Source organism: Weizmannia acidilactici (assembly GCF_008974225.1).
GTDB classification, from domain to species: Bacteria; Bacillota; Bacilli; order Bacillales; family Bacillaceae_C; genus Weizmannia; species Weizmannia acidilactici.
Genome location: NZ_BKZR01000001.1, coordinates 20292 through 47223, shown reverse-complemented (window position 1 = coordinate 47223; position 26932 = coordinate 20292). Strand labels below are relative to the sequence as shown.

Annotated in this window: 30 protein-coding genes; all 30 read right to left on the bottom strand. The window is 45.9% G+C overall.

Annotated elements, in window-relative coordinates; genetic code table 11:
• Positions 1-8: 8 nt before the first annotated feature.
• The gene (gene fliJ, locus GBH70_RS00245; protein ID WP_151679134.1) at positions 9-449 is read right to left on the bottom strand and encodes a flagellar export protein FliJ; all 441 of its coding nucleotides are present in this window, start codon (positions 447-449) and stop codon (positions 9-11) included.
• Entirely contained in the window at positions 446-1771 is a 1326-nt protein-coding gene (gene fliI / locus GBH70_RS00240; protein ID WP_151679133.1) for a flagellar protein export ATPase FliI, read from the bottom strand. Before fliI ends, fliJ begins: the two co-directional genes overlap by 4 nt.
• Positions 1768-2529, bottom strand: a complete 762-nt coding sequence (gene fliH / locus GBH70_RS00235) for a flagellar assembly protein FliH (RefSeq protein ID WP_151679132.1) — start codon at positions 2527-2529, stop codon at positions 1768-1770. Before fliH ends, fliI begins: the two co-directional genes overlap by 4 nt.
• The gene (gene fliG, locus GBH70_RS00230) at positions 2522-3535 is read right to left on the bottom strand and encodes a flagellar motor switch protein FliG (RefSeq protein ID WP_151679131.1); all 1014 of its coding nucleotides are present in this window, start codon (positions 3533-3535) and stop codon (positions 2522-2524) included. Before fliG ends, fliH begins: the two co-directional genes overlap by 8 nt.
• Before the next feature lie 11 nt (positions 3536-3546).
• Entirely contained in the window at positions 3547-5133 is a 1587-nt protein-coding gene (gene fliF, locus GBH70_RS00225) for a flagellar basal-body MS-ring/collar protein FliF (protein ID WP_151679130.1), read from the bottom strand.
• Positions 5134-5318: 185 nt separating this feature from the next.
• Positions 5319-5630, bottom strand: a complete 312-nt coding sequence (gene fliE, locus GBH70_RS00220; protein ID WP_151679129.1) for a flagellar hook-basal body complex protein FliE — start codon at positions 5628-5630, stop codon at positions 5319-5321.
• Between the two features lie 39 nt (positions 5631-5669).
• On the bottom strand, positions 5670-6119 hold the full coding sequence (gene flgC / locus GBH70_RS00215) for a flagellar basal body rod protein FlgC (protein WP_151679128.1): 450 nt from the start codon (positions 6117-6119) through the stop codon (positions 5670-5672).
• Position 6120: 1 nt separating this feature from the next.
• Positions 6121-6510 carry a flagellar basal body rod protein FlgB gene (gene flgB, locus GBH70_RS00210; RefSeq protein ID WP_151679127.1) on the bottom strand — a complete coding sequence of 130 codons (390 nt, stop codon included), beginning with the start codon at positions 6508-6510 and terminating at the stop codon, positions 6121-6123.
• A gap of 532 nt (positions 6511-7042) precedes the next feature.
• Positions 7043-7822 (bottom strand): GTP-sensing pleiotropic transcriptional regulator CodY, encoded by a 780-nt coding sequence (gene codY / locus GBH70_RS00205; RefSeq protein ID WP_151679126.1) that lies wholly within the window; start codon positions 7820-7822, stop codon positions 7043-7045.
• A 110-nt stretch (positions 7823-7932) separates the two neighbouring features.
• On the bottom strand, positions 7933-9351 hold the full coding sequence (gene hslU / locus GBH70_RS00200) for an ATP-dependent protease ATPase subunit HslU (protein WP_151679125.1): 1419 nt from the start codon (positions 9349-9351) through the stop codon (positions 7933-7935).
• Positions 9352-9407: 56 nt separating this feature from the next.
• The gene (gene hslV, locus GBH70_RS00195; RefSeq protein ID WP_151679124.1) at positions 9408-9950 is read right to left on the bottom strand and encodes an ATP-dependent protease subunit HslV; all 543 of its coding nucleotides are present in this window, start codon (positions 9948-9950) and stop codon (positions 9408-9410) included.
• A gap of 46 nt (positions 9951-9996) precedes the next feature.
• A complete protein-coding gene (xerC, locus tag GBH70_RS00190) occupies positions 9997-10899 on the bottom strand; it encodes a tyrosine recombinase XerC (protein WP_151679123.1) in 903 nt (300 codons plus the stop codon).
• 466 nt (positions 10900-11365) lie between these two features.
• Positions 11366-13441: a type I DNA topoisomerase gene (gene topA, locus GBH70_RS00185; RefSeq protein WP_151679122.1), complete on the bottom strand. Its 2076-nt coding sequence runs from the start codon at positions 13439-13441 to the stop codon at positions 11366-11368.
• A gap of 437 nt (positions 13442-13878) precedes the next feature.
• Positions 13879-14751, bottom strand: a complete 873-nt coding sequence (gene dprA / locus GBH70_RS00180; RefSeq protein ID WP_151679121.1) for a DNA-processing protein DprA — start codon at positions 14749-14751, stop codon at positions 13879-13881.
• 118 nt (positions 14752-14869) lie between these two features.
• Positions 14870-15772, bottom strand: coding sequence for a succinate--CoA ligase subunit alpha (sucD, locus tag GBH70_RS00175; RefSeq protein WP_151679120.1), 903 nt, complete (start codon positions 15770-15772; stop codon positions 14870-14872).
• A gap of 67 nt (positions 15773-15839) precedes the next feature.
• Positions 15840-17000 carry an ADP-forming succinate--CoA ligase subunit beta gene (gene sucC / locus GBH70_RS00170; RefSeq protein WP_151679119.1) on the bottom strand — a complete coding sequence of 387 codons (1161 nt, stop codon included), beginning with the start codon at positions 16998-17000 and terminating at the stop codon, positions 15840-15842.
• A 99-nt stretch (positions 17001-17099) separates the two neighbouring features.
• The gene (locus GBH70_RS00165; protein WP_151679118.1) at positions 17100-17399 is read right to left on the bottom strand and encodes an EscU/YscU/HrcU family type III secretion system export apparatus switch protein; all 300 of its coding nucleotides are present in this window, start codon (positions 17397-17399) and stop codon (positions 17100-17102) included.
• Positions 17396-18649, bottom strand: coding sequence for a TP0910 N-terminal domain-containing protein (locus GBH70_RS00160; RefSeq protein ID WP_151679117.1), 1254 nt, complete (start codon positions 18647-18649; stop codon positions 17396-17398). The genes GBH70_RS00165 and GBH70_RS00160 overlap by 4 nt, the downstream gene beginning before the upstream one ends.
• A gap of 49 nt (positions 18650-18698) precedes the next feature.
• Positions 18699-19469, bottom strand: coding sequence for a ribonuclease HII (rnhB, locus tag GBH70_RS00155; protein ID WP_151679116.1), 771 nt, complete (start codon positions 19467-19469; stop codon positions 18699-18701).
• 41 nt (positions 19470-19510) lie between these two features.
• Positions 19511-20353: a ribosome biogenesis GTPase YlqF gene (gene ylqF / locus GBH70_RS00150; protein ID WP_151679115.1), complete on the bottom strand. Its 843-nt coding sequence runs from the start codon at positions 20351-20353 to the stop codon at positions 19511-19513.
• Between the two features lie 70 nt (positions 20354-20423).
• On the bottom strand, positions 20424-20975 hold the full coding sequence (gene lepB, locus GBH70_RS00145) for a signal peptidase I (RefSeq protein ID WP_151679114.1): 552 nt from the start codon (positions 20973-20975) through the stop codon (positions 20424-20426).
• Positions 20976-21172: 197 nt separating this feature from the next.
• Entirely contained in the window at positions 21173-21517 is a 345-nt protein-coding gene (gene rplS / locus GBH70_RS00140; RefSeq protein WP_151679113.1) for a 50S ribosomal protein L19, read from the bottom strand.
• A gap of 131 nt (positions 21518-21648) precedes the next feature.
• On the bottom strand, positions 21649-22389 hold the full coding sequence (gene trmD, locus GBH70_RS00135; RefSeq protein ID WP_151679112.1) for a tRNA (guanosine(37)-N1)-methyltransferase TrmD: 741 nt from the start codon (positions 22387-22389) through the stop codon (positions 21649-21651).
• Positions 22386-22904, bottom strand: coding sequence for a ribosome maturation factor RimM (gene rimM, locus GBH70_RS00130; RefSeq protein ID WP_151679111.1), 519 nt, complete (start codon positions 22902-22904; stop codon positions 22386-22388). The genes trmD and rimM overlap by 4 nt, the downstream gene beginning before the upstream one ends.
• Positions 22905-22908: 4 nt before the next feature.
• Complete coding sequence (locus GBH70_RS00125) at positions 22909-23301, bottom strand: YlqD family protein (RefSeq protein WP_151679110.1); 393 nt, start codon at positions 23299-23301, stop codon at positions 22909-22911.
• 230 nt (positions 23302-23531) lie between these two features.
• Entirely contained in the window at positions 23532-23765 is a 234-nt protein-coding gene (locus GBH70_RS00120) for a KH domain-containing protein (RefSeq protein WP_151679109.1), read from the bottom strand.
• An 11-nt stretch (positions 23766-23776) separates the two neighbouring features.
• Positions 23777-24049, bottom strand: a complete 273-nt coding sequence (gene rpsP / locus GBH70_RS00115; protein ID WP_151679108.1) for a 30S ribosomal protein S16 — start codon at positions 24047-24049, stop codon at positions 23777-23779.
• Between the two features lie 95 nt (positions 24050-24144).
• Positions 24145-25488, bottom strand: a complete 1344-nt coding sequence (gene ffh / locus GBH70_RS00110) for a signal recognition particle protein (protein ID WP_151679107.1) — start codon at positions 25486-25488, stop codon at positions 24145-24147.
• Between the two features lie 11 nt (positions 25489-25499).
• Positions 25500-25805, bottom strand: a complete 306-nt coding sequence (locus GBH70_RS00105) for a putative DNA-binding protein (protein WP_253693291.1) — start codon at positions 25803-25805, stop codon at positions 25500-25502.
• 107 nt (positions 25806-25912) lie between these two features.
• Entirely contained in the window at positions 25913-26911 is a 999-nt protein-coding gene (gene ftsY / locus GBH70_RS00100; RefSeq protein ID WP_151679105.1) for a signal recognition particle-docking protein FtsY, read from the bottom strand.
• Positions 26912-26932 lie beyond the last annotated feature (21 nt).

Here is a 26932-nt window from a genome sequence, read left to right as displayed (position 1 = left end):
ACCCCGTTTCAGGACTTGCGGAAAAATGCCTGGGTGGAGATCTCATCCGCCTGTTTTTCTTCCAACATTTTTAACTTCTCAAGAAAACGGCTGTAATCTTTATCTCTCATTTTTTCGTATTTCTTGACTTCAATATTTTTTTCTTGAAGTTTTTGCTGGTACCAATTCATCTGGTTTCTTGCTTTCACAACGAGCTGTTGATAGTGATTGATCGTTTTTTCCATATCATCAATAAACTTTCGGTAATGCCTGATTTTCTGGACGGATAAGCCCGATGCCATTTTTTCTGCCTGGTACGATTCGAGGTCTTCTTTCTTTTTCAAAAGCGTGTAGAGTTCGCGGGCCACGTTTTCAAAAGCCCGAATAGCATTTTGATAAGCAGAAAGCGCCTGATCTTTTTCCCTTTCTTTTACATCCAGTATTTTTTCAAATTTATATTGGTAGTTCATGCCCAGTCACCTGTTTCCGCCAATTGGATTAAATCTTGAATGCTTTCTTCCATGCTGCATTTTTGCCCTGTGCTTTGTTTAATGAAAGAAATGATTTTCGGGTAACGTTCAATTGCCTCGTCAATTTCTTTTGAGGCCCCCGGTTTATAAGCACCGATATTGATCAAGTCTTCCGAATTTAAATAGGTGCTTAACTGTTCGCGGATTTTTTCCGCCGCTTTTTTGTGCGCATCGTCCACCAGCTGGCCCATCAGCCGGCTGACGCTTTTTAAAATATTGATCGCAGGATACTGCCCTTTATTGGCCAAATCCCTGTCCAATACAAAATGCCCGTCCAAAATCCCGCGCACCGTATCGGCAATGGGTTCGTTCAAATCATCAGCGTCAACCAGCACAGTGTAAATGCCGGTAATGGTTCCGGATTCATTTGTCCCGGTTCTTTCAAGCAGTTTCGGCAAAATCGCAAAGACAGAAGGGGTGTACCCTTTTGTTGCAGGCGGTTCCCCTGTTGCAAGCCCGACTTCGCGCTGCGCCATCGCAACGCGGGTAACCGAATCCATCATAAACATGACGTCCATGCCGCGGTCCCTGAAATATTCCGCTATCGCGGTTGCCGTATAGGCTCCTTTTATCCGCATTAGGGCAGGCTGGTCGGATGTTGCTACGACAACGATCGATTTTTTCAGTCCTTCAGGGCCGAGATCCCGCTCGATAAATTCTCTTACTTCCCTTCCCCGCTCGCCGATGAGGGCAATCACATTCAAATCGGCGTTCGTATTGCGTGCGATCATACCGAGCAACGTGCTCTTGCCGACGCCGCTGCCGGCAAAAATGCCGATCCGCTGCCCCTTACCTACCGTCAGCAAACTGTCGATTGCGCGAACGCCGAGTTCAATCGGCTCCCTGATCGGCGGCCGCATAAGAGGGTTCGGGGGCATGCGGTCGATCGGAATCGATTTTAAACCGGCTGGAAGCGGCGACGAATCAAGCGGATTACCCAAAGGATCAATCGTTTTACCCAACAGCTGGGGCCCTGCTTTTACCTGCATCGGTTTCCCGGTTGCTTCAACCAGGCTCCCCGGCGAAATTTCCTGAATATTGGTATACGGCATTAAAATAACATTTCCATCCCTAAAGCCGACTACCTCGGCAAGAATTTTTTTCGGATTTTGTTTGGTTTCAACGTGGATATAGCATACATCTCCAATCGAACTTTTAGGCCCAAGTGATTCGATCATTAAGCCAATCACTCTTTTTACTTTTCCGTAATGTTTAAATGTATGGATTTCGGATATATAATTCACGAGTTTGGCAGCTTTCAATTCGCATCATCCTCAAGCAGTTCCATCAGCCTTGCCTTCAATTCCGCCAATTGGCTGTCAAGACTTGCATCAATTCTGCCACTGCCGCTCTCGATAAAGACTTGGAACGGTTCAAGCGACTCGTCCGGATATACATAACATTTCGTATCATTCGGGAAAATAGCATCAATGTCTTCTTTGTTGTCCATCACAAAAGCATACTGCCCTGGGTGGACATGGAGATCAACTTCTTTATACCCGATCGCTTCTTTCAAAACGGATTTTACGATGGAAAGAATTTTTTCCGGCGAGGTTTCAATCGTGTCGTGCAAAATATGGCCCGCTGCTTTCATCGCAATGTCCAAAATTTCTTTTTCGGACGCTTCCAAATGCTTTTTATAAGCCTGTTTCGAGCGGTCAACAATTTGAACGGACGCACGGATGTTTTCCCGGAAGCTTTCCAACCCCTCTTTGCGGCCGTCGGCATAGCCGGCTTCAAACCCTTGGCGCCTCGCTTCCTCGATCAGTCTGGCTTTCTCTTCTTCCCAGGTCTTTTTTTCTTCTTCGATCTGCCGGCGGATTGCTTCTGCTTCTTTTTGGCTGTCTGCAAGCAGCTGTTCCGCTTCGGATTGGTATTTTGCGAAAAGTTTCTGTCTCAGTGCATGATCTTCTTCAGCGTTTCTACCGCCCGCCGGAAAAACAGGCAGCGCGCGCACGCCGATCAGTCTGGTTTGGGAAACAACATTTGCATTGCGCTTTGTTTTAATAATATTAGACAATGATATCGTCCCCTCCGTTTCTCGCAACAATGATTTCGCCGCTGTCTTCGAGCCTGCGGATAATGGAAACGATTCTCGACTGGGCTTCTTCAACTTCGCGCAGGCGCACCGGGCCCATATATTCCATTTCTTCTTTGATCGAATCGGCCATGCGGGTCGACATATTCCGGAAAATAATTTCCTTAACTTCATCGCTTGATGCTTTCAGGGACAAAATCAAATCTTCATTATCGCATTCGCGGATCACGCGCTGGATCGAACGGTTGTCCAAAGTCACAATGTCTTCGAATACAAACATTCTCTTCTTGATTTCTTCGGCAAGTTCCGGATCTTTCAACTCAAGCGAGTCCAATATCGTTTTTTCCGTGGCACGGTCGACACCGTTCAGGACTTCAACAACAGATTCAATTCCGCCCGTCTGCGTATAGTCCTGTGTCACGGTGGCCGACAATTTTCTCTCCAGGATCGATTCAACTTCGCTGATAATTTCCGGGGAGGTGCCTTCCATTAAAGCAATTCTTCTTGCGATGTCCCCCTGCATTTCAGGCGGAAGCTCGGAAAGAATCTGCCCCGCTTTTTCCGGATCAAGATACGATAAAATCAGGGCGATCGTCTGCGGGTGTTCGTCCTGGATAAAATTCAGGATTTGAGCAGCATCGGCTTTTCTTGCAAAATCAAATGGCCGCACCTGCAGGGATGATGTTAATCGGTTAATAATAGAGGCTGCCTGCTCCGGGCCGAGCGCTTTTTCAAGAATCGTTTTCGCGTAGCCGATTCCACCCTGGGAAATATAGTCCTGCGCTAAAGCGATATGATGAAATTCGTTTAAAACTTGTTCTTTCGTCTCGCTGTTCACTTTTCTTACAGCGGATATTTCCAGCGTCAGCTTTTCGATTTCTTCCTCCGTCAAATGTTTGTATACGGAAGCCGCCACATCCGGGCCGAGCGCAATCAGGAGAATGGCTGCTTTTTCTTTGCCGGACAAAGGTTTCTCTTTCGTGGCCATATCATCCCCCCCTATTCAGAAAGCCATGACCGCAATAGTTTTGCAAACTCATCCGGTTTTTCTTTCGCCAGTTTTTCGAGCTGCTTCCTTCGTGCTGTTGCTTCTGTTTCTTTTTCCTCATTCACGTCCGGAATTTCAATTGGAGTTGTCGTTTCGGCTGCTTCTTCCACAAATTCTTCTTCTTCCTGATCCGCTTTTCTTCTGCCGCGGACCATAAAGAAGACGAGTGCCGCAATGACGAGAAGTAGCGCTCCGCCAATTGCGTAAACCCACCATGGAATAGCGGATGACTTTGCCGTATTGGCCGTTGCGTTCGCTGCAAATGGCTGGACGGAAACCGATATTTTATTCGCTACCGAACGATTTGATAAATTCGTGCCGCTTGATTTATCAATTGAGGTACGCACAATCGTCGATAGCATTGTTTTAATATCTTTTAAACGCGATGCAGGCAGGGAAGACCGCTTTGTCCTGACCGGCGGTTCCACCATAACTTCAATGCCAAGGTCGCGAATTTTGTAAGGACTCTCCACGATTTTCCGTTTGATCCGGTTCACTTCATAATTAATTGTATCGGATGTTTTTGAATAAGTGCCGTTCCCGTTTGAACCGGAAATGTAAGAAGATCCGAGCGAATCCGAACTGCTGGAAGTTGTTCCGCTTGCGGCGCCGGTACCTTTATACGTTTCCTGAATTTTTTTGGCGCTGATTTCAATGCCTTTCATATTGGTTTTGTCGACCGGTTCAACCAGGTTTTCCTCGCGTTTTTCCTGGGTAAAATCAATATCGGCTGTTACATTGACAACCGCTTTTCCCGGCCCCATTAAAGTGGAAAGCATCGTTTGGACCTGCTGCTGGATATCACGTTCAATCTGTTTTTTGATTGATTGCTGCTGGGTATAAGCATTGCCGGAAGAATTTGAGGAATTTAAGTCATAATACTCAAAATCCTGGTTCATAATGACGATATTATCAGTGGGAAGATTTGGCACACTTTTTGACACAAGATTATAAACAGCTTTTACCTGGTTTTGATCCAATTCATAGCCGTTTTTTAACGTCAGCACAACAGATGCGGAAGCTTTGGCCTGGCTGTCGGTGACGAAAACACCCTGGTTCGGGAGGTTAATCATCACTTTTGCTTTTTCGACGCCGTTCATTTGTTCTATCAAGTTCTCAAGCTCGGTTTGCATTGCATCTAATTTTACAACATTAAATTCATTATCCGTCATGCCGAAACTGGCATTTTGGCTGAAAAAGGAATAATCGATGCTGCCGGTCTTCGGCAACCCTTTGGCAGCCAATTTTACTTTTAATTCATCAACCTGGTCTTCCGGAACTTCGATCGTTTTGCCGCCGTCTGTAACTTTCGACGGAATGCCTTCGTGATCCAGTTCGTCCTTGATCGATCCGGTTTCGGAGACGTCCAGCCCGCTGTAGAGCGGCGAGTATTTCGTTCTCGTCATAAAATACGTTACACCCGCAGCAAGCAATAGAACAAGGATAACGGCTGATATGCCGAGTGTTTTCTGTTTTTTGTTTCTGCTGTTCCAAAACCCTTTAAGGTTTTGGAACGATTTTTTTAACTTTTCATTCATCATTATCCCCCGGGATAAAAAATTCGCATTGTTTCATAAATAGAACAAATGGATTAATAATATCACAGCCACCCGTAATTTCGCCCTGCTTGTAAAACAAGCAATAAAAGCAACTTCGGACATTTTTATATAAGACTTGCAATTCTGCGGAGACTGGTTGCGCAAAAATACTTAGGATGGTTTTTTCACACCTGCATCCGCATGATTTCCTGGTATCCTTCTACCGCTTTATTCCGGATTTCCAGTGCCGTCTGCATTGAAATGTTCGCTTTTTGGGCAGCGATCATCACCTGGTAAAGATCGACATTTTCCCCGTTTGCAAGTTTTGTAATCAGGCTGTCGGAGTTGTTCTGCTCTTGGTTAAGCGCCTCAATGGACTGTTTAAGCACGCTGGAAAACGAGGCGGATCCATTTGCGGACGAAGAAGCATTTGTTGTTTTTTGGGACGGTCCGCTGAAAATATTGGTCACTGCCGAACTTACATTTTGAACAGCCATTTTTGTATCTCCTTCCTTTTCGGATCTTACTAAGGTTTATCACTGGCCGATTTCTAATGTCTTCATCAACATCGCTTTGGAAGCGTCAAGCGCCGTGACATTCGCTTCATATGAGCGGGTGGCGCCGATCATATCGGTCATTTCCTTTAAAATATCCACATTTGGTTCCGTGACATAACCATTCGCGTCCGCATCCGGGTCATCCGGATTATATACTTTCTTAAAATCGGAATTATCCTCTAAGATTCCGGCCACCTGGACGCCACTTCCGGCATCGGAAAGGCCAAGCTTCGACAGGAAAATGGAAGAAAAAGAACCCGAGCCTGTTGAAAGCACGACTTCTTTTCTGCGGTACGGCTGCCATTTCCCATTCACATATGTATCCCTTGTCGTATCGGCATTCGCAATATTCGATGAAATCACATCCATCCGCAAGCGCTGGGCCGACAGCGCTGAGGCAGAGATGTTCATTCCAGAGAACATAGACATCCTATTGTCCTCCTTTCACAACATTTACCAAGGATGAAAGCTTGCCTTTCTCTAACTCTATCAATGATTCGTAATAAATCTGATTGCTTGCCAGATTGGCCATTTCAGTGTCAACGTCGACACTGTTTCCGTTGTTATTGTATGTAACGTTTGGTTCTGTTACGATACTGGCGCCCGCAGTGTCTGTGGAAAAATCAAAGTGCCGGGGATCCGTCCGGTACGTTTTGATGGAATCGACCGAATCCTGAAGTACATTTTTAAAGCTCACATCCTGCGCTTTATAATTCGGCGTATCGGCATTCGCAATATTGTTGGAAATAACTTTCTGCCTCAAGGAAGCATACTGGAGGGCATTTTCAAGCGACGTAAACGTGGTTGAAAACAAGTTCATCTTCTGCACCTCTTTACCAGCACATGACAATTTTTTCTTTTATACGACAAATTGTTTGCTAACATTTATTTTAATTGTTTCAAATCGGGCTGTAAATGAAGATATTTATAAAATAAGTGAAAAATTTTAATCAAAAGTTTAAAATAGGCCTTTTGGATTAAAAGATAGGAAAGAAAGTTTTTCTTTCAACGAATCGGAGGAGGATACGGCGCCATTGATAGGCTGGCAGGAGTGAAAATTTTACTCATTTTTCCAATTCCCATTCGCGCATATTTATGCATTTTTTCTTTTTAATTTTAAGAGTTGGAATATTTTTCGATATTCCATAGAATTGGCAGATATTTATAGGATTTAGCATTTCTAGGGGAATGATGTCCGATCATGTCAATGGCTCCCAGTAAAAAAGGGATACAATTATTGTATCCCTTTTTTACTCATCTATATCATTTTGCAGGCAGGCGCAGCGAAGCCCGGAAGCGTTACCTGCAGGATATGCTTATCTCCGCGCCTGCAAAGACCGACGAACGTAAACTTAATTGGAACGGACTTTTTCCAGTTCAACCAGGAACTTATCGTTCAGCACTTTAATGTAAGTTCCTTTCATACCGAGCGAACGGGACTCGATTACTCCGGCGCTTTCCAGTTTGCGTAAGGCATTTACGATAACAGAACGTGTAATGCCGACGCGGTCTGCGATTTTGGAAGCAACAAGCAGCCCTTCTTTGCCGTTTAATTCTTCAAAGATATGTTCAATGGCTTCCAATTCACTGTACGACAAGGAGCTGATTGCCATTTGGACAACCGCTTTGCTGCGTGCTTCTTCTTCAATTTCCTCCGCTTTTTCACGCAAAATTTCCATGCCGACAACGGTTGCACCGTATTCAGCCAGCACGAGGTCTTCATCGTTGAATTCCCGTTCAAGGCGCGCCAAAATTAAAGTTCCGATTCTTTCGCCGCCGCCCACAATTGGAACAATGGTTGTCAAGCCTTTTGCAAACAAGTCTTTGTTTTCAACCGGAAATGCGGTGTACTCACTTTCAACCGTTAAGTTTGGCGATGTTTCAGTAATGTTAAACAGGCTGTTCGTATATTCTTCAGGGAACTGGCGGTCCTCAAATATTTTTTTCGTACGCTCATTCTCAATATGCTGGTTCGCCGCAAGCCCCAGCAGCTTGCCGCGGCGGCTAACAACATACACATTCGCTTCAATCACTTCGCTCAAAGTTTCAGCCATTTCCTTGAAATTCACCGGCCGGCCAGCAGCCTTTTGCAACATCGAATTAATTTTGCGTGTTTTATCTAACAAACTCATTCTAATTCCTCCTAGATCGATTCATTATCATAAATTGAATTACATTGAATTGCAAAGATGAATGCGTACCGCAGGAAAAGCCCTTTTCAACACTTTCTACCCTTATCAGGTTATAAAATATATTGGCTTAAATCTTTGTTCTGTGAAATGGTTCCGAGCTTTTCATCGACATATTGCGGGGTAATGGTCACTTTTTCCAAATGGATATCCGGCGCTTCAAACGATAAATCTTCAAGCAGTTTTTCCATAATGGTGTGGAGCCTCCTTGCCCCGATATTATCCGTGTTTTGATTAACCTCATAAGCAATTTCTGCAATCCTGGTAATAGCATCGTCAGAAAATTCTATTTGTATACCTTCAGTTTCCAATAATGCAATATATTGTTTTACTAACGCATTGTCCGGTTCCACCAGAATTTTGACAAAGTCTTCTACCGTGAGTTTGCCAAGCTCCACCCTGATCGGGAAGCGCCCCTGCAGTTCCGGTATCAGATCGGATGGTTTCGCCATATGGAACGCCCCGGCCGCAATGAACAAAATATAGTCTGTCTTAATCGACCCGTATTTTGTTACGACTGTGGAACCCTCCACAATTGGCAGAATATCGCGCTGGACGCCTTCCCTGGAAACGTCCGTGGAAGAAGCATTGCCGTTTTTGCTGGCGATTTTGTCGATTTCATCGATGAAGATGATCCCGGTTTGTTCCGCCCGATAAATGGCCTCCTGAGTCACTTCATCCATATCGATCAGCTTCTGTGCTTCATCCTGGGTGAGCACTTTTCTCGCTTCCCTGACCGGAAGCTTCCTTCTTTTTATTTTTTTCGGCAGTAAGTTGCCAAGGGCGTCCTGGACATTCATGCCCATTTGTTCCATTCCGGATCCTTGGAACAAATCAAACATGGAAGGGGCCTGCTCTTCGACTTCCACTGTAACGAGTTCTTCTTCCAGCTCGCCGTTTAAAAGTTTTTCCCTGATGCGCTGCTTTTGTTCCCTTTTTGACAGTTCGTCTTCATCATCATTTTGGATGGCAGCATCCTGTGTACCGCTTCCGAAGAGCATTTCAAAAGGGTTTTTAAAATTCGACTGTTTTTTCCGCACGGGAACGAGCAGGTCGACAAGGCGTTCATTTGCGTTTTTTTCCGCCTGTTCCAGGACCCCATTCATCTTTTCTTCTTTTACAAGCCTTACGGATGTCTCAACCAGGTCGCGCACCATTGACTCAACATCGCGGCCCACATAGCCAACTTCTGTGAACTTGGTGGCTTCCACTTTCACAAACGGGGCACCCACAAGCCTTGCCATTCTTCTGGCAATTTCCGTTTTGCCGACGCCAGTCGGGCCGATCATCAAAATATTTTTTGGAATGATTTCTTCCCGCAATTTTTCTGGCAGCAAGCTTCTCCTGTAACGGTTCCGCAGCGCGACGGCAACTGCCCGTTTTGCCTCTTTTTGCCCTACAATATATTGGTCCAGGCGCTCAACAATCTGCCTAGGCGTTAAACTTTTTGCGTTTCTCAACGTATTTGCCAAGCCGCTCACTCCTTTATGGAAATCATGCCGCTTCCGGCTTTCGGTTTTCGCTGTTGTTACAATTCTTCCACAATAATATTCGAATTTGTAAATACGCAAATTTCGGATGCAATTTCAAGCGATGCCTGCGCGATTTCTTTCGCGGAAAGGCTGTCGGAAGCATACCGCTTCAACGCACGGCCGGCAGCCAGCGCGTAATTTCCGCCCGAGCCGATCGCAAGGATCCCGTCATCCGGCTCAATGACTTCACCTGTTCCGGAAATAAGCAGCAAATTATGCTCATCCATCACGATCAACATGGCTTCCAACTTACGGAGGACTTTATCGCTTCTCCACATTTTGGCAAGCTCCACGGCAGCGCGTGTTAAATTTCCGTTATATTCTTGGAGTTTCCCTTCAAACATCTCGGATAGCGTAAAAGCGTCAGCAACAGATCCCGCAAAACCGGCAAGGACCTTTCCATTAAACAGCCTGCGTACTTTTTTGGCAGTATTTTTCATGACGACGGAATTTCCGAGTGTCACCTGCCCGTCTCCGGCCATTGCGCTTTTGCCGTTATGCCGGATGGCAAATATCGTTGTAGCGTGAAAATCGCCCATTTCAGCACCTCCTATGTAATCGAAAGCTCAATGAACCACGCATTTGCTATGCTCTTGGATGGAATGACATATACGTTTGCCGCAAATGCTCCTTAGTGACATGTGTATATACTTGCGTCGAAGACAAGCTTTCATGCCCAAGCAGGTCTTGTACTGTGCGCAAATCGGCCCCATGATTCAGCAAATGGGTTGCAAATGTGTGCCGCAGCATGTGGGGGTGGATTTTTCCGGTAAGCGCCGCTTTTTTGATAATCCCGTTCAAAATATAGCGGACACCATTTTCCGTCAACGGCCCGCCGCGCGCATTTACAAATAAATAAGGATGCCTTTCTTTTCCGTGCATCAAAGCTTTACGCGCATGCTCCATATAATCGGAAACCGCATTACTGGCAAAATGGCCGAACAGAACGATCCGTTCTTTGCTGCCTTTACCTTTTACATGAATCGTTTCAAATTCAAAGTCAATATCCTGCAATTGAATATTCACGCATTCGCTGACACGGATGCCGGTCGCGTAAAGGATTTCAAGCAGCGCACGATTACGGGCAGATAAATCATCCTCCCCTTCACAGGCGTGGAACAACTGCTCCATTTCATCTTCATAAAAAAATTTAGGTAAGCGCTTATGTTGTTTTGGCTGGGATAAAAGTGCAAATGGATTTTCTTTGACAAGATGCTCCCGCAGCAGAAATTTAAAAAAACTGCGGATGCTCGATATTTTTCTCGCTACGCTTGCCCGGCTGTATTGGCGCTCGTAAAGTTTCGTTAAATACAGCCTCCCGTCCGGATATACGACTTCATCCAGCGAGGCAATTCCCTGTTCGGACATAAACGCAAAAAAATCTTCCAAATCCTGGCGATAATAACGGACGGTGTACGTCGAAAAGTTTTTTTCAACCTGCATGTACTCCATAAAAGAATGCAAATAGCCGGACAGTTCACCATTCATCTGTTTAACACCTCACAAGGGCGATTAAATCATAACATACTTTGCACCGGGATTGCAACAAATGTTACAAATTTTTCACAAAGTTTTGAATTATCTAAGATACATATGAAACATACCTACAAAAGCCCTTTGCAGGATTCGGAACGGCATTTAAACACCCCGCTGCAAGCCCTTGGCGTCTACTTTTAGGTGATTATGTCGTTTTTTGTCATCTTTGCCCTCTAGCATTTTACACCAGGATGCACAAGAAGTAAAAGAATAAGTTATATTTTCTCGTAAAAATTTAAATTTTCTTTTTTATAGACTCCCCAGTTGATTATGCAACGATTTTACCGTGGCAGGGGAGCGGACTTTCAGGCCCGTTCCCCCGTATAAAACATTTTCGTCAGTTAGGAAATGTCCTGAAATCGTGCATTCCCTTTATGATTCGGCAAAAACCCAAAAATATAAAGTGGTGCAGCCATTTTTATTCCACCGATTGTTCTTTATAATCACAATTAACGCACTGGATCTGCGTGCCTTTTTTCAGTTTTTTCTCCACGAGCATTTCACAGCATTTCGGGCATTTTCTGCCGACCGGCTTATCCCAAGAAACGAAATCGCACTCCGGATAACGGTCACAACCGTAAAAAATACGGTTCTTTTTCGTTTTTCTTTCAATGATTTCGCCTTTTCCGCATTTCGGGCACGCCACTCCGATTTTTTTGACAATTGGCTTTGTATTGCGGCATTCCGGGAAATTACTGCAAGCCATAAATTTGCCGTAGCGCCCCATCTTATACACCATCGGGTTTCCGCACAGCTCGCACATCTCCCCGGTTTCTTCATCCTTGATTTCAACTTTTTCCATCTCAGCTTCGGCTTTTTTCAAACTAACCTCGAAATTCTTATAAAACTCATCAATGATTTTGACCCAGGCAACTTTTCCTTCTTCAATACCGTCAAGGTCTTTTTCCATTTCCGCAGTAAATTCAACATCGATAATTTCCGGAAAAAATTCCTTGATCAGTTCCAGCACGATCTCACCAAGCTCAGTCGGTACGAATCGTTTGTTTTCAAGGGCAACATACCCGCGCTTTTGGATTGTATCAAGCGTTGGCGCATAAGTGGACGGCCTTCCGATACCGAGCTCCTCCAGCGTTTTTACGAGACGCGCTTCCGTATAGCGCGGAGGTGGCTGTGTAAAATGCTGTTTCGGTTCGATGTTTTCAGAAGAAATGGTATCGCCGTTTTCCAAATGCGGCAAATAACTTTCCCCTTCTTCCTGCTGGTCGTCGGTTCCTTCCACATATACTTTCATAAAACCGGGGAAGTTGATTTTCGAACCGGAAGCGCGGAATACAACCGTTCCGTTTGTGAGGGTCACACTCATTGTATCCAGCACAGCAGGCGACATTTGGCTTGCCGTAAAACGTTCCCAGATCAATTTATATAATTTATACTGGTCCCTGCTAAGGTATTGTTTTACCGAAACCGGATCGCGGAAAATGCTCGTCGGCCGGATCCCTTCGTGTGCATCCTGGGCGTTGGCCTGTTTTTTCTCTTTCCTTTCTTCCTGACGCAAATACTTTTCCCCAAATTTTCCAGAAATATATTGCTTAGCTTCTGCTTTTGCAATTTCCGATATACGGGTCGAGTCAGTCCTCATATAAGTGATCAGCCCGACACTCCCTTCTTTTCCGAGATCAATCCCTTCATACAGCTGTTGGGCCACCATCATCGTTTTCTTTGCCCTGAAGTTGATTTTACGGGCGGCTTCCTGCTGTAAAGATGAAGTCGTAAACGGCGGCGCCGGATTTCGTTTCTTCTCTTTATGGGTTAAAGATGTGACGGTAAACTGGTCGTTTTTGATCATGCCAAGTATTTTTTTTACATCTTCTTCAGATTTGAGCGGCATTTTTTCGCCGTCCACTCCGTAAAAGGAAGCCTGGAACGTATCTTTCCCTTTTTTGAATGTGCCCGTGATCGTCCAGTATTCTTCCGGAACAAATGATTTGATCTCATTCTCGCGGTCAATGATCAGACGGACTGCAACGGATTGCACTCTACCCGCGCTCAATCCTTTTTTCACTTTTTTCCATAAAAGCGGGCTGATGTTGTAACCGACTAAACGGTCCAGTATCCTTCTTGCCTGTTGCGCGTCCACCAGATCCATATTGATCGGGCGCGGATGTTTGAAAGATTCTATGATCGCATCTTTTGTAATTTCGTTAAACACAACGCGGCAGTCCGAATTGACATCAAGATCAAGGCTGTTGGCCAGATGCCATGCGATCGCTTCCCCTTCGCGGTCAGGGTCGGCCGCCAGATAAACTTTCTTTGCTTTTTTGGCCGCGCTCTTCAATTCTTTTAATACAGGGCCTTTTCCCCTTATCGTAATATATTTCGGTTCAAAATGGTTCTCAATATTGACCCCCATTTGGCTTTTCGGCAAATCGCGTACATGCCCCATGGAAGCTTTCACTCTATATTTTTTTCCCAAATATTTTTCAATGGTTTTCGCTTTTGCGGGTGATTCCACAATTACTAAGTAGTCTGACATTCAAAATCCTCCCCGGAGAGCATATACCCTCTCTTTGCAACAACTTTACGCGTATTTCTGTTTTTTAACTTAAAGGTTGTGTTCGTAAAACAATGTTGATGACCACGAAATCCGCTTCGCACATGTCTATCCCGCGGGACTTTATGACGAAGTCCCGGAAATGGGCTGCCACCAACAATGAAATTTAATAGAGTCAACTTAAAATCATTTGTAAATATTAGCCTTGAAGCCCGCATTTGTCAATTTTAACAGCGTTGTCGCAAAAAAACAAATATGGCAAACGGTTTCATTTGTAATATTTTATCTTTTCTTTCTCTATTTTATATACATCATATCCAAAAATCATGAGTTTTTTCATCGAAATGGAAAATTCTTCATCCATTTATGAATTTTTATTTACAATTTGCCCTTTGTACCCCGATACAGGGAAATTTTTTTCAGATGCGCAGTTCTTCCAAAATATCGGAGCTGTTAGCCACAAGTTTCGCTCCCTGCTGGATTAAATGGTTTGTGCCTTCCGACAGGCTGTCCAAAACGTTTCCGGGTATGCTGAATACTTCCCGTCCCTCCTGAAGCGCAAAATCAGCGGTGATCAGCGAGCCGCTCCGCCTTTCCGCCTGGATGACCACCACCCCTTCGGAAATGCCGCTAATGATCCGGTTTCGTTCCGGAAAATGCCATTTTTGCGGGCGTGTAAAAGGGGGGTATTCGGACAACAGCAAATGATTCTGCTTGATCTTTTCAGCCAGCACTGTATTTCCCCGCGGATAAATATGAAAAAACCCGCTGCCCAAGACTGCAATCGTTTTTCCGCCGAATTTCATGGCGGCTCGGTGGGCGATTGTATCAGCTCCCTTGGCCAGCCCGCTGACAATGACAAAATTTTTTTCGATCAGGTCCGGAAATAACCGGTCCACCACTTTTTCGGCATAGGTACCGGACTTTCTTGAACCGACAACTGCGAGGCACCTGCGTTTCAATAAAGAAATATCCCCCATGGAGTATAATACAATAGGCGGCTCGTACGTTTCTTTTAACAGCGCGGGATATTCCGGTTCAAAGGCTGCGGTGGCCCGGATTCCTTTCTTTTTATAAAGCGCTAAATATGGTTTGAGTTCAAGATGATGGAGATCATTATAAAAAGTGTCGAAAGCGTTACGATTCATGCGGAGCAGCGTGCGGAGGGCTTCGCGGGGCATCCGGTAGAGTTTTTCAAGCTGCGGGTCAAATTGTAGAATGTGCATTTTTTGCCTAAGGCTTAATCCCCGGCAATGGTCCAAATGGATATACTTTATTTTTAGTGGTTCCATATCACTCCTCGCTTCCTATAAAAACGGCTTTAGCCGAAAAAACATAAACCGAATAGACCCGGCCGGCACGTTTTACAGCATCGCATGGCCGGATCCGGTCCGGTTTATTTACACGGCATTATAGGTTTTTACATTTTTCGTATAAACCTCTTTCTTTGAGGACGCGGATCAGTGTTTCGCCAATGACAGCTGGTGTTTCCGCCACCTGGATGCCACATTCATTCATCGTGCGGATTTTTTCGGCTGCGGTCCCTTTGCCGCCGGAAATGATCGCGCCGGCATGGCCCATCCGTTTTCCTGGAGGTGCTGTAACACCGCCGATAAAGCCGACGACAGGTTTCTTCATGTTTGCCTTGATCCAGCGTGCCGCTTCTTCTTCCGCCGTTCCACCAATTTCGCCGATCATGATGACAGCTTCCGTATCCGGGTCGTTGTTAAATTCTTTCAAAACATCAATAAAGTTTGTCCCGTTAACTGGGTCGCCGCCGATTCCGATCGCATTGGACTGGCCGATGCCCGCCTGGGTGAGCTGATGGACAGCTTCATAAGTCAACGTGCCGGAGCGGGAGACAACGCCGACATGGCCTTTTTTATGGATGTAACCAGGCATGATGCCGATTTTACATTCATCAGGCGTGATGATGCCAGGGCAGTTCGGGCCGATCAGGCGGGTTTTCTTCCCTTCCATGTAACGTTTCACTTTGACCATATCCAAAACTGGAATATGCTCTGTGATGCAGATGACAAGGTCGAGTTCCGCATCGACAGCTTCCATAATGGCATCCGCCGCAAACGGGGCCGGGACGAAAATGACCGATACGGTGGCGCCTGTCGCTTTTACAGCTTCTTCCACCGTGTTAAAAACCGGTACGCCTTCCACTTCTGTTCCACCTTTTCCCGGAGAAGTCCCGCCGACAATTTTTGTGCCGTACTCCAGGCATTGTTTCGTATGGAAAAGCGCTGTTTTCCCCGTAATTCCTTGAACAATGACTTTTGTATCTTTATTTACATAAATACTCACTTTTTTCCCCTGCCTTCTTTATTCAAGAATGTTTGTTCGTATTCATAACACTGACATGCGCATTGAATCAGCTTACGAGTTCAACAATTTTTTGCGCGCCGTCCGCCATCGATTCGGCCGCAACAATTTTAAGCCCCGATTCATTTAAAATTTTCTTTCCGAGTTCAACATTCGTCCCTTCCAGACGGACAACGAGCGGAATGTCAAGGCCTACCTGTTTCGTAGCCGCAACCACACCGGCCGCGATAACATCACATTTCATGATGCCGCCGAAAATATTGACGAAAATCCCTTTTACTTTTTCATCGGAAAGAATAATTTTAAACGCTTCCGTAACTTTTTCTTCTGTTGCGCCGCCGCCGACATCCAGGAAGTTGGCAGGGTCGCCGCCGTAATATTTAATAATGTCCATCGTCGCCATCGCAAGGCCGGCGCCGTTTACCATACATCCGATATTCCCGTCAAGAGCGACATAGCTCAAATCGTATTTCGATGCTTCAACTTCTTTCGGGTCTTCTTCATCCAAATCACGATATTCCAAAATATCCTGCTGGCGGTACAATCCGTTTGAATCGAAATTCAATTTGGCATCGAGCGCCATGACTTTCCCGTCGCCAGTCACGACAAGCGGGTTGATTTCCGCAATCGAGCAGTCTTTTTCAACAAATACTTGGTACAAGCCCATCATGAATTTAACAGCTTGGTTTACAAGTTTAGCAGGAATATTGATATTGAAAGCAATGCGGCGCGCTTGGAACGGCAACAGTCCGACTGCCGGATCGATCGTTTCCTTGAAAATCTTTTCCGGTGTTTTGGCCGCCACTTCTTCGATTTCCGTCCCGCCTTCTTCAGACGCCATCAGCACAACCCTTGAAGAAGCGCGGTCCAGCACAAGGCCGACATAGTATTCTTTTTGGATATCGCATCCTTCTTCAATCAACAGACGTTTCACTTCTTTTCCTTCTGGGCCTGTTTGATGCGTAACAAGCGTTTTCCCAAGCAGCTCCTGCGCGTATGTACGAACTTCATCCAAATTTTTCGCTACTTTGACGCCGCCCGCTTTTCCGCGGCCGCCGGCATGGATTTGCGCTTTTACAACACATACCTCTGTACCGAGTGCTTTCGCCGCTTCCACCGCTTCATCCACGGTGAAGGCAACTTTCCCTTTCGGCACAGAAACCCCATATTTTCTGAGGATCTCTTTGCCTTGATACTCGTGAATATTCATGTTCCATCCTCCTATCAAACTGTTCAAAAAATTAACTGCGCTTTCATTTTAATAAACATCAGAAAATATGTCTACCATAATGAACTGAAACCGCTATTATTATTTAAAAATATTTTTTTGTTCGTTTTCAAAAGATTGGTCAAGCCTATAAATAAACGCAAACACCTCGGCAACGGCAGCATAAAGTTCTTCCGGTATCGTTTCATTAATATTGAGCTGCCCGAGCAACGCAACCAGATCCCGGTCTTTTTGTATCGGGACATTTGCTTCGAGTGCTTTTTCGATGATCCGCTCGGCAACTTCGCCTTTTCCTTTCGCCTTTACAACCGGCGCAGAATGAATTTCCGACCGGTATTGGAGCGCAACGGCTTCTCTTATCTCTTTCTCTTTTCCGTTCATATCCGTATATCCACCCCTTTATAGGAAGAATCCGCCTGATATGCCGCATTCCGCACGCTTTTTCCCTTCACTGTCCGGAAATGCACGCCGGACAGCTTATAATTGAGTTCATCCAGCCCTTCCTTTAATGCGGGGACAAACGGCGCACAAACCGCCTGCAAATCTTCTTTGGCGCTTGCAACTTGAACCGTGACAACACGGTTCTGCACATTCATCTCCACCAATGTTTCTTTTAAAAACTGCAAATTCAAATAAAAAATGATTTTACAATAATCGCTGTCAATTTTTCCGTTTTTTTTCTGCCTGCCCGACCACTGCATCACCGCGTTTGTTTGAAAATGAGGAAAAGACAGCGGGATTTCCATCCAGATGTGCTGGACCGCTGCATCCGGGACAGAAAGCAGCTGCTGGCCGTTCATTTTCTGTATAATTTGGTCCGCAATTTCTTTTGCTTCTGGGGAACCGCCTTCTTTTTGCAGAAATTCAACAAGAAGCGCCTTTAAAGGCAGTTCGCTTTGTTTTGTCAGCCCATCGTTTTGCAAAATTCTGCCTTCGTAAAAAATCCCTAATTTCTGTACCGTCTCCTGGATTTGCGCACGCAACATATCGCCTGTCACGTGATCCCCGCCCGTCATTTGAAGATCCTGAAGGCTGCTTAACAGCTGTTGGACGAGCGGTGTTGGATGTTCCGCCCCGAGCGCCGCCTGCAGACGGTTCAGGAGGTTTGTTGCCGGCTCGCCCTGCCCGGCCGAAAGAAGAGCGGTAAGTATTCTTTTTGTTACAGGAAGGTCTTTTGACAACATAAAACCCGCTGCTTCTAATCCTTTTTCAAGGTCCGGCACCTGTTTCAGCCAGCCGCCGATTTTAACGGCCATGTTTTTCGTAAACGGGATGCCCCGTTCTGCCAAATAGGAAACAAGGGATTGGTATGTTTTTTCGGAAGGCAACTGCATTTGCGTTAATAGGGCTTTTTCGTGTGAGCCTGCTGCGGCATCTTCCGCGGCAAGCATTTTCAACTGTATGCCGCCTTCCGTTGAAACAGTTTGGAACCAGTAGCCTTTCCCGGTTTCAAGCGGAATTTGAAGTTTGGCGGCAAAAGTGCGCCCGCCTGCCTGCACTAGAGCCGTATCATTCGGAAACAGTTTTTGAATGGTGCCGAAAAAAATCTGTCCCGTTTTAAATTCAAATGCGCGGATTTTTGAGCCGGAAAGCGCGGAAAGGGCCTGCTCCGTAATGGAAGAAAATTGCATATATGCCCCCTGCCTTATAACTGTCTCATTTTTTCTATATTTGTTATCGTCAAAATGCCGGCCAATTTTTAACCGGTGCAAACGTTTTTCTATGTATTGGGCATGGTCCGTGCCGTTTCAGGGCTTCCAAATGCTCTTTCGTCCCGTACCCCATATTTTTGGCAAATCCGTATTCAGGGTATTTTTTATCCATTTCCTGCATCAAACGGTCCCTTGTCACTTTGGCGATGATGGATGCGGCCGCAATTGAAACGCTCTTTGCATCGCCTTTTATTATGGAAGTTTGCGGATAAGGGGCAGGAATTTCCATCGCATCGATCAGCAAATGGTCTGGTTTTTCCAGCAAGTTTTCCACAGCCAGCATCATCGCTTTTTTGGCTGCCTTGTAAATATTGATTTTATCAATTTCATCCGCATCCACAATTCCAACCCCAATATAGCCGGCTTTTTCACAAATTGCGGAATAATACTTTTCCCTCTGCTTTCCGGACAGCTGCTTAGAGTCGTTCAAGCCGGCCAGATAAAAATCCTCTGGGAGGATGACCGCCGCCGCCACGACCGGCCCGGCAAGCGGCCCCCTTCCCGCTTCGTCAATGCCGGCGATCAGGCGATACCCTTCCAGTCGCAATGCATTTTCATAGCGCATCATTTCCCGGAACTTTTCAAGCGCCTGATGCTCTTTTTCTAATTTTCTCTTCCATTTTTCAAGTGCTTCTTGTGCGCCTTTCCTCCCGTCTTTTTGCAAGGCCAATATAAACGGATTGTCCGGGTCTTTGACAACCGCAAGCCGTTCTTCAATTTCACTGATTTTCACTTTCATCCACCCCTTAAAAAAATAAGCCCTCCAGAAAAGGGGAGAGCTTACAATGTATCGAATGTCAAAGGACCGAGCTTTTGCCCGCGGATATCGCGGATGATGATATCAGCCGTTTTGTCGTAATCAATTTCCCCCCCGGCTCTTAAGCACCCGCGCAGGCGCCCGATATGGTCAAAAAGCGCAACGATATCTTCAGGGATCTCATCCAGCTTGTAACGCGCCTTTAAGGCTTCAGTGTAATGTGCCTCAAGAAAGCGGAGACTGAATACCGCGACATCCTGCAGATTGAGAATCGTATCCTTAATCGCACCGGTCAGAGCAAGCTTGTAACCGACTTCTTCATCTTCAAACTTCGGCCATAGGATACCCGGCGTGTCCAACAGTTCCATCGATTTGCCGACTTTTATCCAAGCCTGCGCTTTTGTGACACCGGGTGTATTGCCGGTTTTTGCGATGTTTTTTCCGGCAAGCCTGTTAATCAAGGTCGATTTTCCGACATTTGGAATCCCGACAATCATCGCCCTGATTGCACGCGGTTTAATGCCCTTCGCACGCTTTCTCTCCCACTTTGGCTGCAAAATTTGTTCAGCGAGTTTCACCATCTTGTCCAGGCCCTTTCCGCTTTGCGCATCAATGGCCAGCACAGATGTGTTTTCGCCCGAAAACTTGTCAAGCCAGCGGGATGTCATTATGGGATCCGCCATATCCGCTTTGTTCAATAGTTTGATACGCGGCTTTTGCTGGATGATTTCATCGAGCATCGGGTTTGCAGATGAAACGGGGATTCTGGCATCAAGCAATTCAAAGATGATATCCACCAGCTTCAATTTTTCGGAAACTTCTCTCCTTGCCTTGGCCATATGCCCCGGAAACCATTGTATTGCCATCGTGTGTCAACTCCAAATCTCTCGTTCTTCCGCTTATAACGGCCCTGACCCCAGACAGCCATTGAAATGTCTAATGATTGACAACATGGGCATCTTTCAGCGGCCAGTAAACGAAATTGGTTTCGCCGACGACTTTGCTCAGCGGAATCGTGCCAATCTGGCGGCTGTCTTTGCTGTAGCGACGGTTATCGCCCATGACAAAGATTTGGCCCTTCGGCACGGTGTCCCTGCCAATGATGTCTTTTAACGTAAAATCTTCCGTCAGTGGTCCGTCGGCAACCGCTTTTTTATACTTGTCAAGGTAAGGCTCTTTATATGCTTTTCCATTAATGTACAAGACGTCATTCTTATATTCAATCCGGTCGCCGGGCAGCCCGATGACCCTTTTTATATAATCCTTGCCTTCGGGAGCATGGAAAACGACTATATCAAAACGTTTCGGCGTTCCGAGCTTATTGACAATCATCCGGTCCCCGTTTTTCAATGTCGGCATCATGGAAGAGCCGTCGACAATGATCGGGGCAAAGAAAAAGTAGCGGAGAATCCCGGCAAGTGCCACGGCAATCAGCAGCGCCTTCACCCATTCCCAAAGCTCATTTTTCGGTTGTTTCTGTTTTGCCATTCTCACACCGCCTCATCAATACAAGTTTCCATCGCGTGTATTCCTTATTATCATATTGCATTATAACTGGTTTGAATCATGTTTTAAAATCGGGTTTTGCGATGACCATAGCCATTAAAAACCGCACGGAAATTTTGTATAATATGAAGAAAAGGGGCCTTTGGAAGGAGCCCCTTTTCGAACCTGTCATTGCTGCATCAGCGGATTTCTTTAATACGGGCGGCTTTACCGCGCAGATTACGCAGGTAGTAAAGTTTCGCACGGCGAACTTTACCGCGACGCACGACTTCAATCTTCGCAATTTTAGGTGTATGGAGAGGGAATGTACGTTCAACGCCTACACCATAAGAAACTTTCCGTACCGTAAATGTTTCGCTGATCCCGCCGCCGCGGCGTTTGATCACAACACCTTCAAAAACCTGGATACGTTCGCGGGAGCCTTCAATAACTTTTACATGCACGCGAACCGTATCACCCGGGCGGAAATCAGGAAGATCAGTGCGAAGTTGATCTTTTGTAATTTCATCAATAATATTGTGCATCGTATTCAACTCCTTCCAACAGATGCTCTTGCAAACCTTTTAACATTTTGCAGCGGAACATCGTTTTACGGTGGTTTGCAGCAACAAACCACAAGTGAAATCATAGCATAAACGCCTTGTGATTGCAACAGCTAATCGCGGCTTTCTTCCCATTCTTTCAGCCATGCTTTTTGCTTTTCAGAAAGCGGATAACTGCGCAATAAATCCGGCCTTCTCGTATATGTTCTGTACAAGGACTGCTTTTCGCGCCATTCTTCAATCAGCTTATGGTTGCCTGACAGCAGCACATCCGGGACCTTCATGCCGCGGAAATCGGCCGGCCGCGTATAGTGCGGATATTCCAAAAGCCCGGTCGAAAACGAATCCGTAACAGGCGATTCTTCATTGCCCAACACACCCGGAAGAAGGCGGACAATGCTGTCGATCATCACCATGGCGCCGAGCTCCCCGCCGGTTAACACATAGTCACCGATTGAAATTTCATCTGTCACAAGATGTCCCCGGATCCGTTCATCATAGCCTTCGTAATGGCCGCAAATAAAGACAAGATGCTCTTCTTTTGCAAATTCCTCCGCTTTTTTTTGTGTGTATGTTTCGCCTTGGGGGCAGAGCAGAATAATGCGCGGTTTCCTTCCGTCCTCTTTTTTCAAAAGATCTTCAACCGCATCGAAAACAGGCTGTGGCTTCAGCACCATGCCCGCGCCGCCACCGTACGGGTAGTCGTCGACTGTTTTATGCTTATTGTCGCTGTATTCGCGGAAGTTTATAAGATGATAGCTAGCAATCCCTTTTTCGCTTGCTTTTTTCAAAATGGAAGAACCGAGAACGCCTTCAAACATTTCCGGAAATAGCGTTAAAATATCGATTTTCATGACAGCAAACCTTCCATTGGTTCAATCACAATTCTTTTTTCAGCAGGATCCACTTCTTTTACCACATCTTCTATAAAAGGGATCAAATACTCTTTTTGGTGTTCCGCCTGCACAACCCAGACATCATTTGCACCCGGCGTTAAAATTTCTTTGACGACACCAACTTTGTCACCTGCAACAGTCCAAACTTCACATCCGATGATTTCATGGAAATAATACTCGTTTTCGCCGAGCTCCCCCAGCTGTTCTTCAGAAACTTTCAAAATGCCGTCTTTCCATTTCTCGACTTCCTGAATCGAATCATACCCTTCAAATTTGAGCAAATCAAATTGCTTATGTGGGCGGCTCAACTCAATTTGTAGCTTGAGCGGCTCCTTTTCGCCGGGAAGGAATAAATAAAGCGTATTGCCGGGTTTGTAGCGTTCCTCCCTGAAATCCGTCATCGATATGACCCGCACTTCTCCGCGGATGCCGTGTGTGTTGACAATTTTTCCGACGTTAAACCATTGTGCCATGTTCTCACCTCTCGCGAATTTCGTGGATGATGCCATCTTTTACGATAATCGTTTTTTCTTTTGACACCGCGTCCCAATCATCGCCTTCATGGATATCCACGACGGCCTGGATTTCTGTTTCTTTCAGTTCCGTACCGAGCGGCAGCAAAAGCAGCTGTTCGATTTGGAAATCGACAAGCTTTATTTTTTCCTGCCTGCTGTTGATTTCTTTCTCAAAATGCATTTTTAAGCTCGTTCCGGAGTACTTTTTTGTTTTTTCCAGCCTTTTCGATTCAAACCGCAGCTGGTCGCATTCTTTCTGCAGCTGCTGTTTTGTTTGTCGGTATGTACTCAGCAACGCTTCCTTGCTCTTTTCGGTAAGGATTTGCTTTACCGTGACTTTCTGAAGAATTTTCAAATTTTCCCGCCCCCTTTGGCTAATCGATTTATCACTTAAAAGAGTCTTTGTTCCATAAAACTGTACCACGTCCAGTACGGGTTGCCTGTATCAGATAAGGCCGACAGAAAAGAAAGCAGCCGGAAAGGAGTATGTAAATCAGTTTTTTGTGCAAGCTTTTTCAAAAGAAGTTATGTAAAAAGGGAGGCATACTCCTCCCTTTCTCCGGTGTTCTATCACAAGTCTGTTTTTTAATCGGCAATTTCGAGATGGATTTTCTTATGTCCATGCGCGCCGGCCGCAGCATAAACGACCGTTCGGATGGCTTTTGCGGTGCGCCCTTTTTTGCCGATTACCTTACCGATGTCATCCGGGTGGACAAACAGCCGGTAAATGGTTTCTGTTTCCTCTTCATTCCATTCCACCCGTACATCATCCGGATGGCCGACAATAGGTCTGACGATCGCCAAGATTAATTCATCCATATTGCCCACGATTATTTGACGTATTTTTCGTTATGGAATTTTTCCATAATCCCTTGCTTCGAGAACAAGTTGCGTACCGTATCAGACGGCTGCGCACCGTTTTTCAACCATTTGAGTGCAAGTTCTTCATCAATTTTTACTTCGGCAGGATCTGTAACCGGGTTGTACGTTCCTACTGTTTCAATGAAACGGCCATCTCGCGGTGAGCGGGAATCAGCTACAACGATACGGTAAAATGGGGATTTTTTCGCACCCATGCGTTTTAAACGAATTTTAACTGCCATTAAAAATAGCACCTCCGATTAAGTTTCTCACAAGACAGTATCATATCAAAAAAACAACATGGTGTAAAGTCTTTTTTCTTAACACCATATTTTTCTTACATAAACGGGAACCTAAAGCCTTTTTTTCTGCCTTTCTGCGTCAGCCCCTGCATTTGCTTCATCATCTTTTTCATTTCTTCAAACTGCTTTAAAAGCCGGTTTACTTCCTGCACCGGGCGGCCGGAACCTTTCGCGATCCGTTTTTTCCGGCTCGCATTGATGATTTCGGGATGCAATTTTTCCTGTTTCGTCATCGACTGGATGATCGCTTCGACATGGGTAATCTGTTTTTCGTCAATCTGGAGATTATCCATCCCTTTAATCCGGTTTGCGCCCGGGATCATTTTCAGCAAATCGCCGAGCGGCCCCATTTTGCGCACCTGGCCAAGCTGCTCCAAAAAGTCTTCCAACGTAAAGGACAAATCGCGCATTTTCTTTTCCAGTTCGCGCGCTTTTTCTTCATCAACCGTTTCCTGTGCCTTTTCGATGAGCGAAAGGATATCGCCCATGCCAAGAATACGCGAGGCCATTCTTTCCGGGTGGAACGGCTCGAGCGCATCCATTTTCTCGCCCATCCCGGCAAATTTAATCGGTTTATTGGTTACAGCGCGGATAGACAATGCCGCCCCGCCGCGCGTATCACCGTCGAGTTTCGTCAATATAACGCCGGTAATGCCGAGCTGGTCGTTAAAGCTTTGCGCGACATTGACAGCATCCTGCCCGGTCATAGCATCGACAACAAGAAAAATCTCATCAGGATGCACAAGTTCCCTGATTCCTTTTAATTCATCCATCAGCTCGCTGTCAATATGAAGGCGGCCGGCGGTATCGATAATCACATAATCATGATGGTCTTCTTTAGCCTTTTGGATGGCTTCTTCGGCAATTTTCACCGGGCTGACCTTATCCCCGAGCGAAAAAACCGACATACCGAGTTGTTTGCCGAGCGTTTCAAGCTGTTTAATTGCAGCCGGCCTGTATATATCGGCCGCGACAAGCAACGGATTGCGGTTATATTTTTTCCGCAACAGGTTCGCCAGCTTCCCGGTTGTTGTCGTTTTCCCGGCACCCTGCAGCCCGACCATCATAATAACTGTCGGCGGGCGTTTCGCAACGGCAATCTGGCTCTGTGACCCGCCCATCAAGTTGGTTAGTTCTTCCTGAACGATTTTAATGACCTGCTGCCCCGGCGTCAAGCTTTTTAGCACATCCTTCCCGACAGCCCGTTCACCCACTTTTTTTACAAAATCTTTCACGACTTTAAAGTTGACGTCCGCTTCCAGAAGCGCGAGGCGGACTTCCCGCATCATTTCTTTTACGTCGCTTTCCGTAACTTTGCCTTTGCCTCGGATTTTCCGCATTGTCCCCTGCAGGCGCTCAGCGAGTCCTTCAAATGCCATTTTTACGCCCCCTATTCCAATTTTTCAAGCGCATCGAGTAAGCGTAAAAGTTCCGGATCGACGCTATCACCCAATATTTCCCGCATCGATTGGAAAATTTGCTTGCGCGCCTGGAACTTTTCAAATAAACCCAGTTTTTTCTCGTATTCTTCGAGCATTTGTTCAGTGCGTTTAATATTATCGTAAACCGCCTGGCGGCTCACCCCATATTCTTCGGCAATTTCGCCAAGCGAAAAATCGTCCAGGTAATAGAGGGACATATAGCTGCGCTGCTTTGGAGTCAACAACGACTGGTAAAAATCATATAAATAGTTCATTCTCGTTGTTTTCTCAAGCACGGCTTCTTCCCCCTGTTAAGTGAAATGTCTTTACATAATGTTAGAATACAAAGGTTCCTGCTTTTTGTCAATGGAACGATTCGTTTTCAAGCTTCTTCCGCATGCTCCTGCTCGATCAACTCGGAAAACAGCCCATATACATATTTTTCGGCATCAAACGGCTGGAGGTCATCCATTTTCTCACCGAGCCCGACAAATTTTACAGGGATTTGGAGTTCGTTGCGGATCGCGAGCACAATCCCGCCTTTTGCCGTTCCGTCCAGTTTCGTCAGGACAATCCCTGTTACATCCGTCGCTTCTTTAAACGTCTTCGCCTGCACCATCGCGTTCTGCCCGGTTGTAGCATCCAAAACAAGCAGCACTTCATGCGGCGCGCCCGGAATTTCCCGCCCGATCACGCGTTTTACTTTTTCCAGTTCTTTCATTAAATTGACTTTGTTTTGCAGACGGCCGGCGGTATCGCACAGCAGAACATCCGCTTTCCGGGCTTTGGCTGCCTGGATGGCATCGTACATGACGGCGGCCGGGTTGGAACCTTCCGTATGCTTAATGACTTCAACGCCAACCCTGTCGCCCCACACTTCGAGCTGTTCGATCGCGCCGGCACGGAATGTATCGCCGGCAGCCATCATCACTTTTTTCCCTTGCTGTTTCAACATATAGGCAAGCTTGCCGATCGTTGTCGTTTTACCGACGCCGTTGACACCGACAAAAAGGATAACCGTGAGCGACCCTTCCTGGATATTGAGCCGGTTTGGAGATTTCTCGCCGGCGGTATAAATTTCCACAAGTTTTTCGGAAATAGCGGACTGGACTTCCGATGGTTCCTTAATGTTTTTCCTTTTGACTTCCATTTTCAATTCGTCAATCAACCCCATTACGGTTTGGAAGCCGACGTCCGCCTGGATTAAAATTTCTTCCAGTTCTTCAAAGAAGTCTTCGTCAATTTTCCGGTAGCGCGCCACAAGATTGTTCACTTTCACCGTAAAATTGTCTCGCGTTTTCGTTAATCCGCTTTTAAATTTATCTGTCACCGCATCTGTGGACTGGGTGAATTTTTCTTTTAGTTTTTTAAAAAAGCTCATTTGCACACTTCCTTATACATC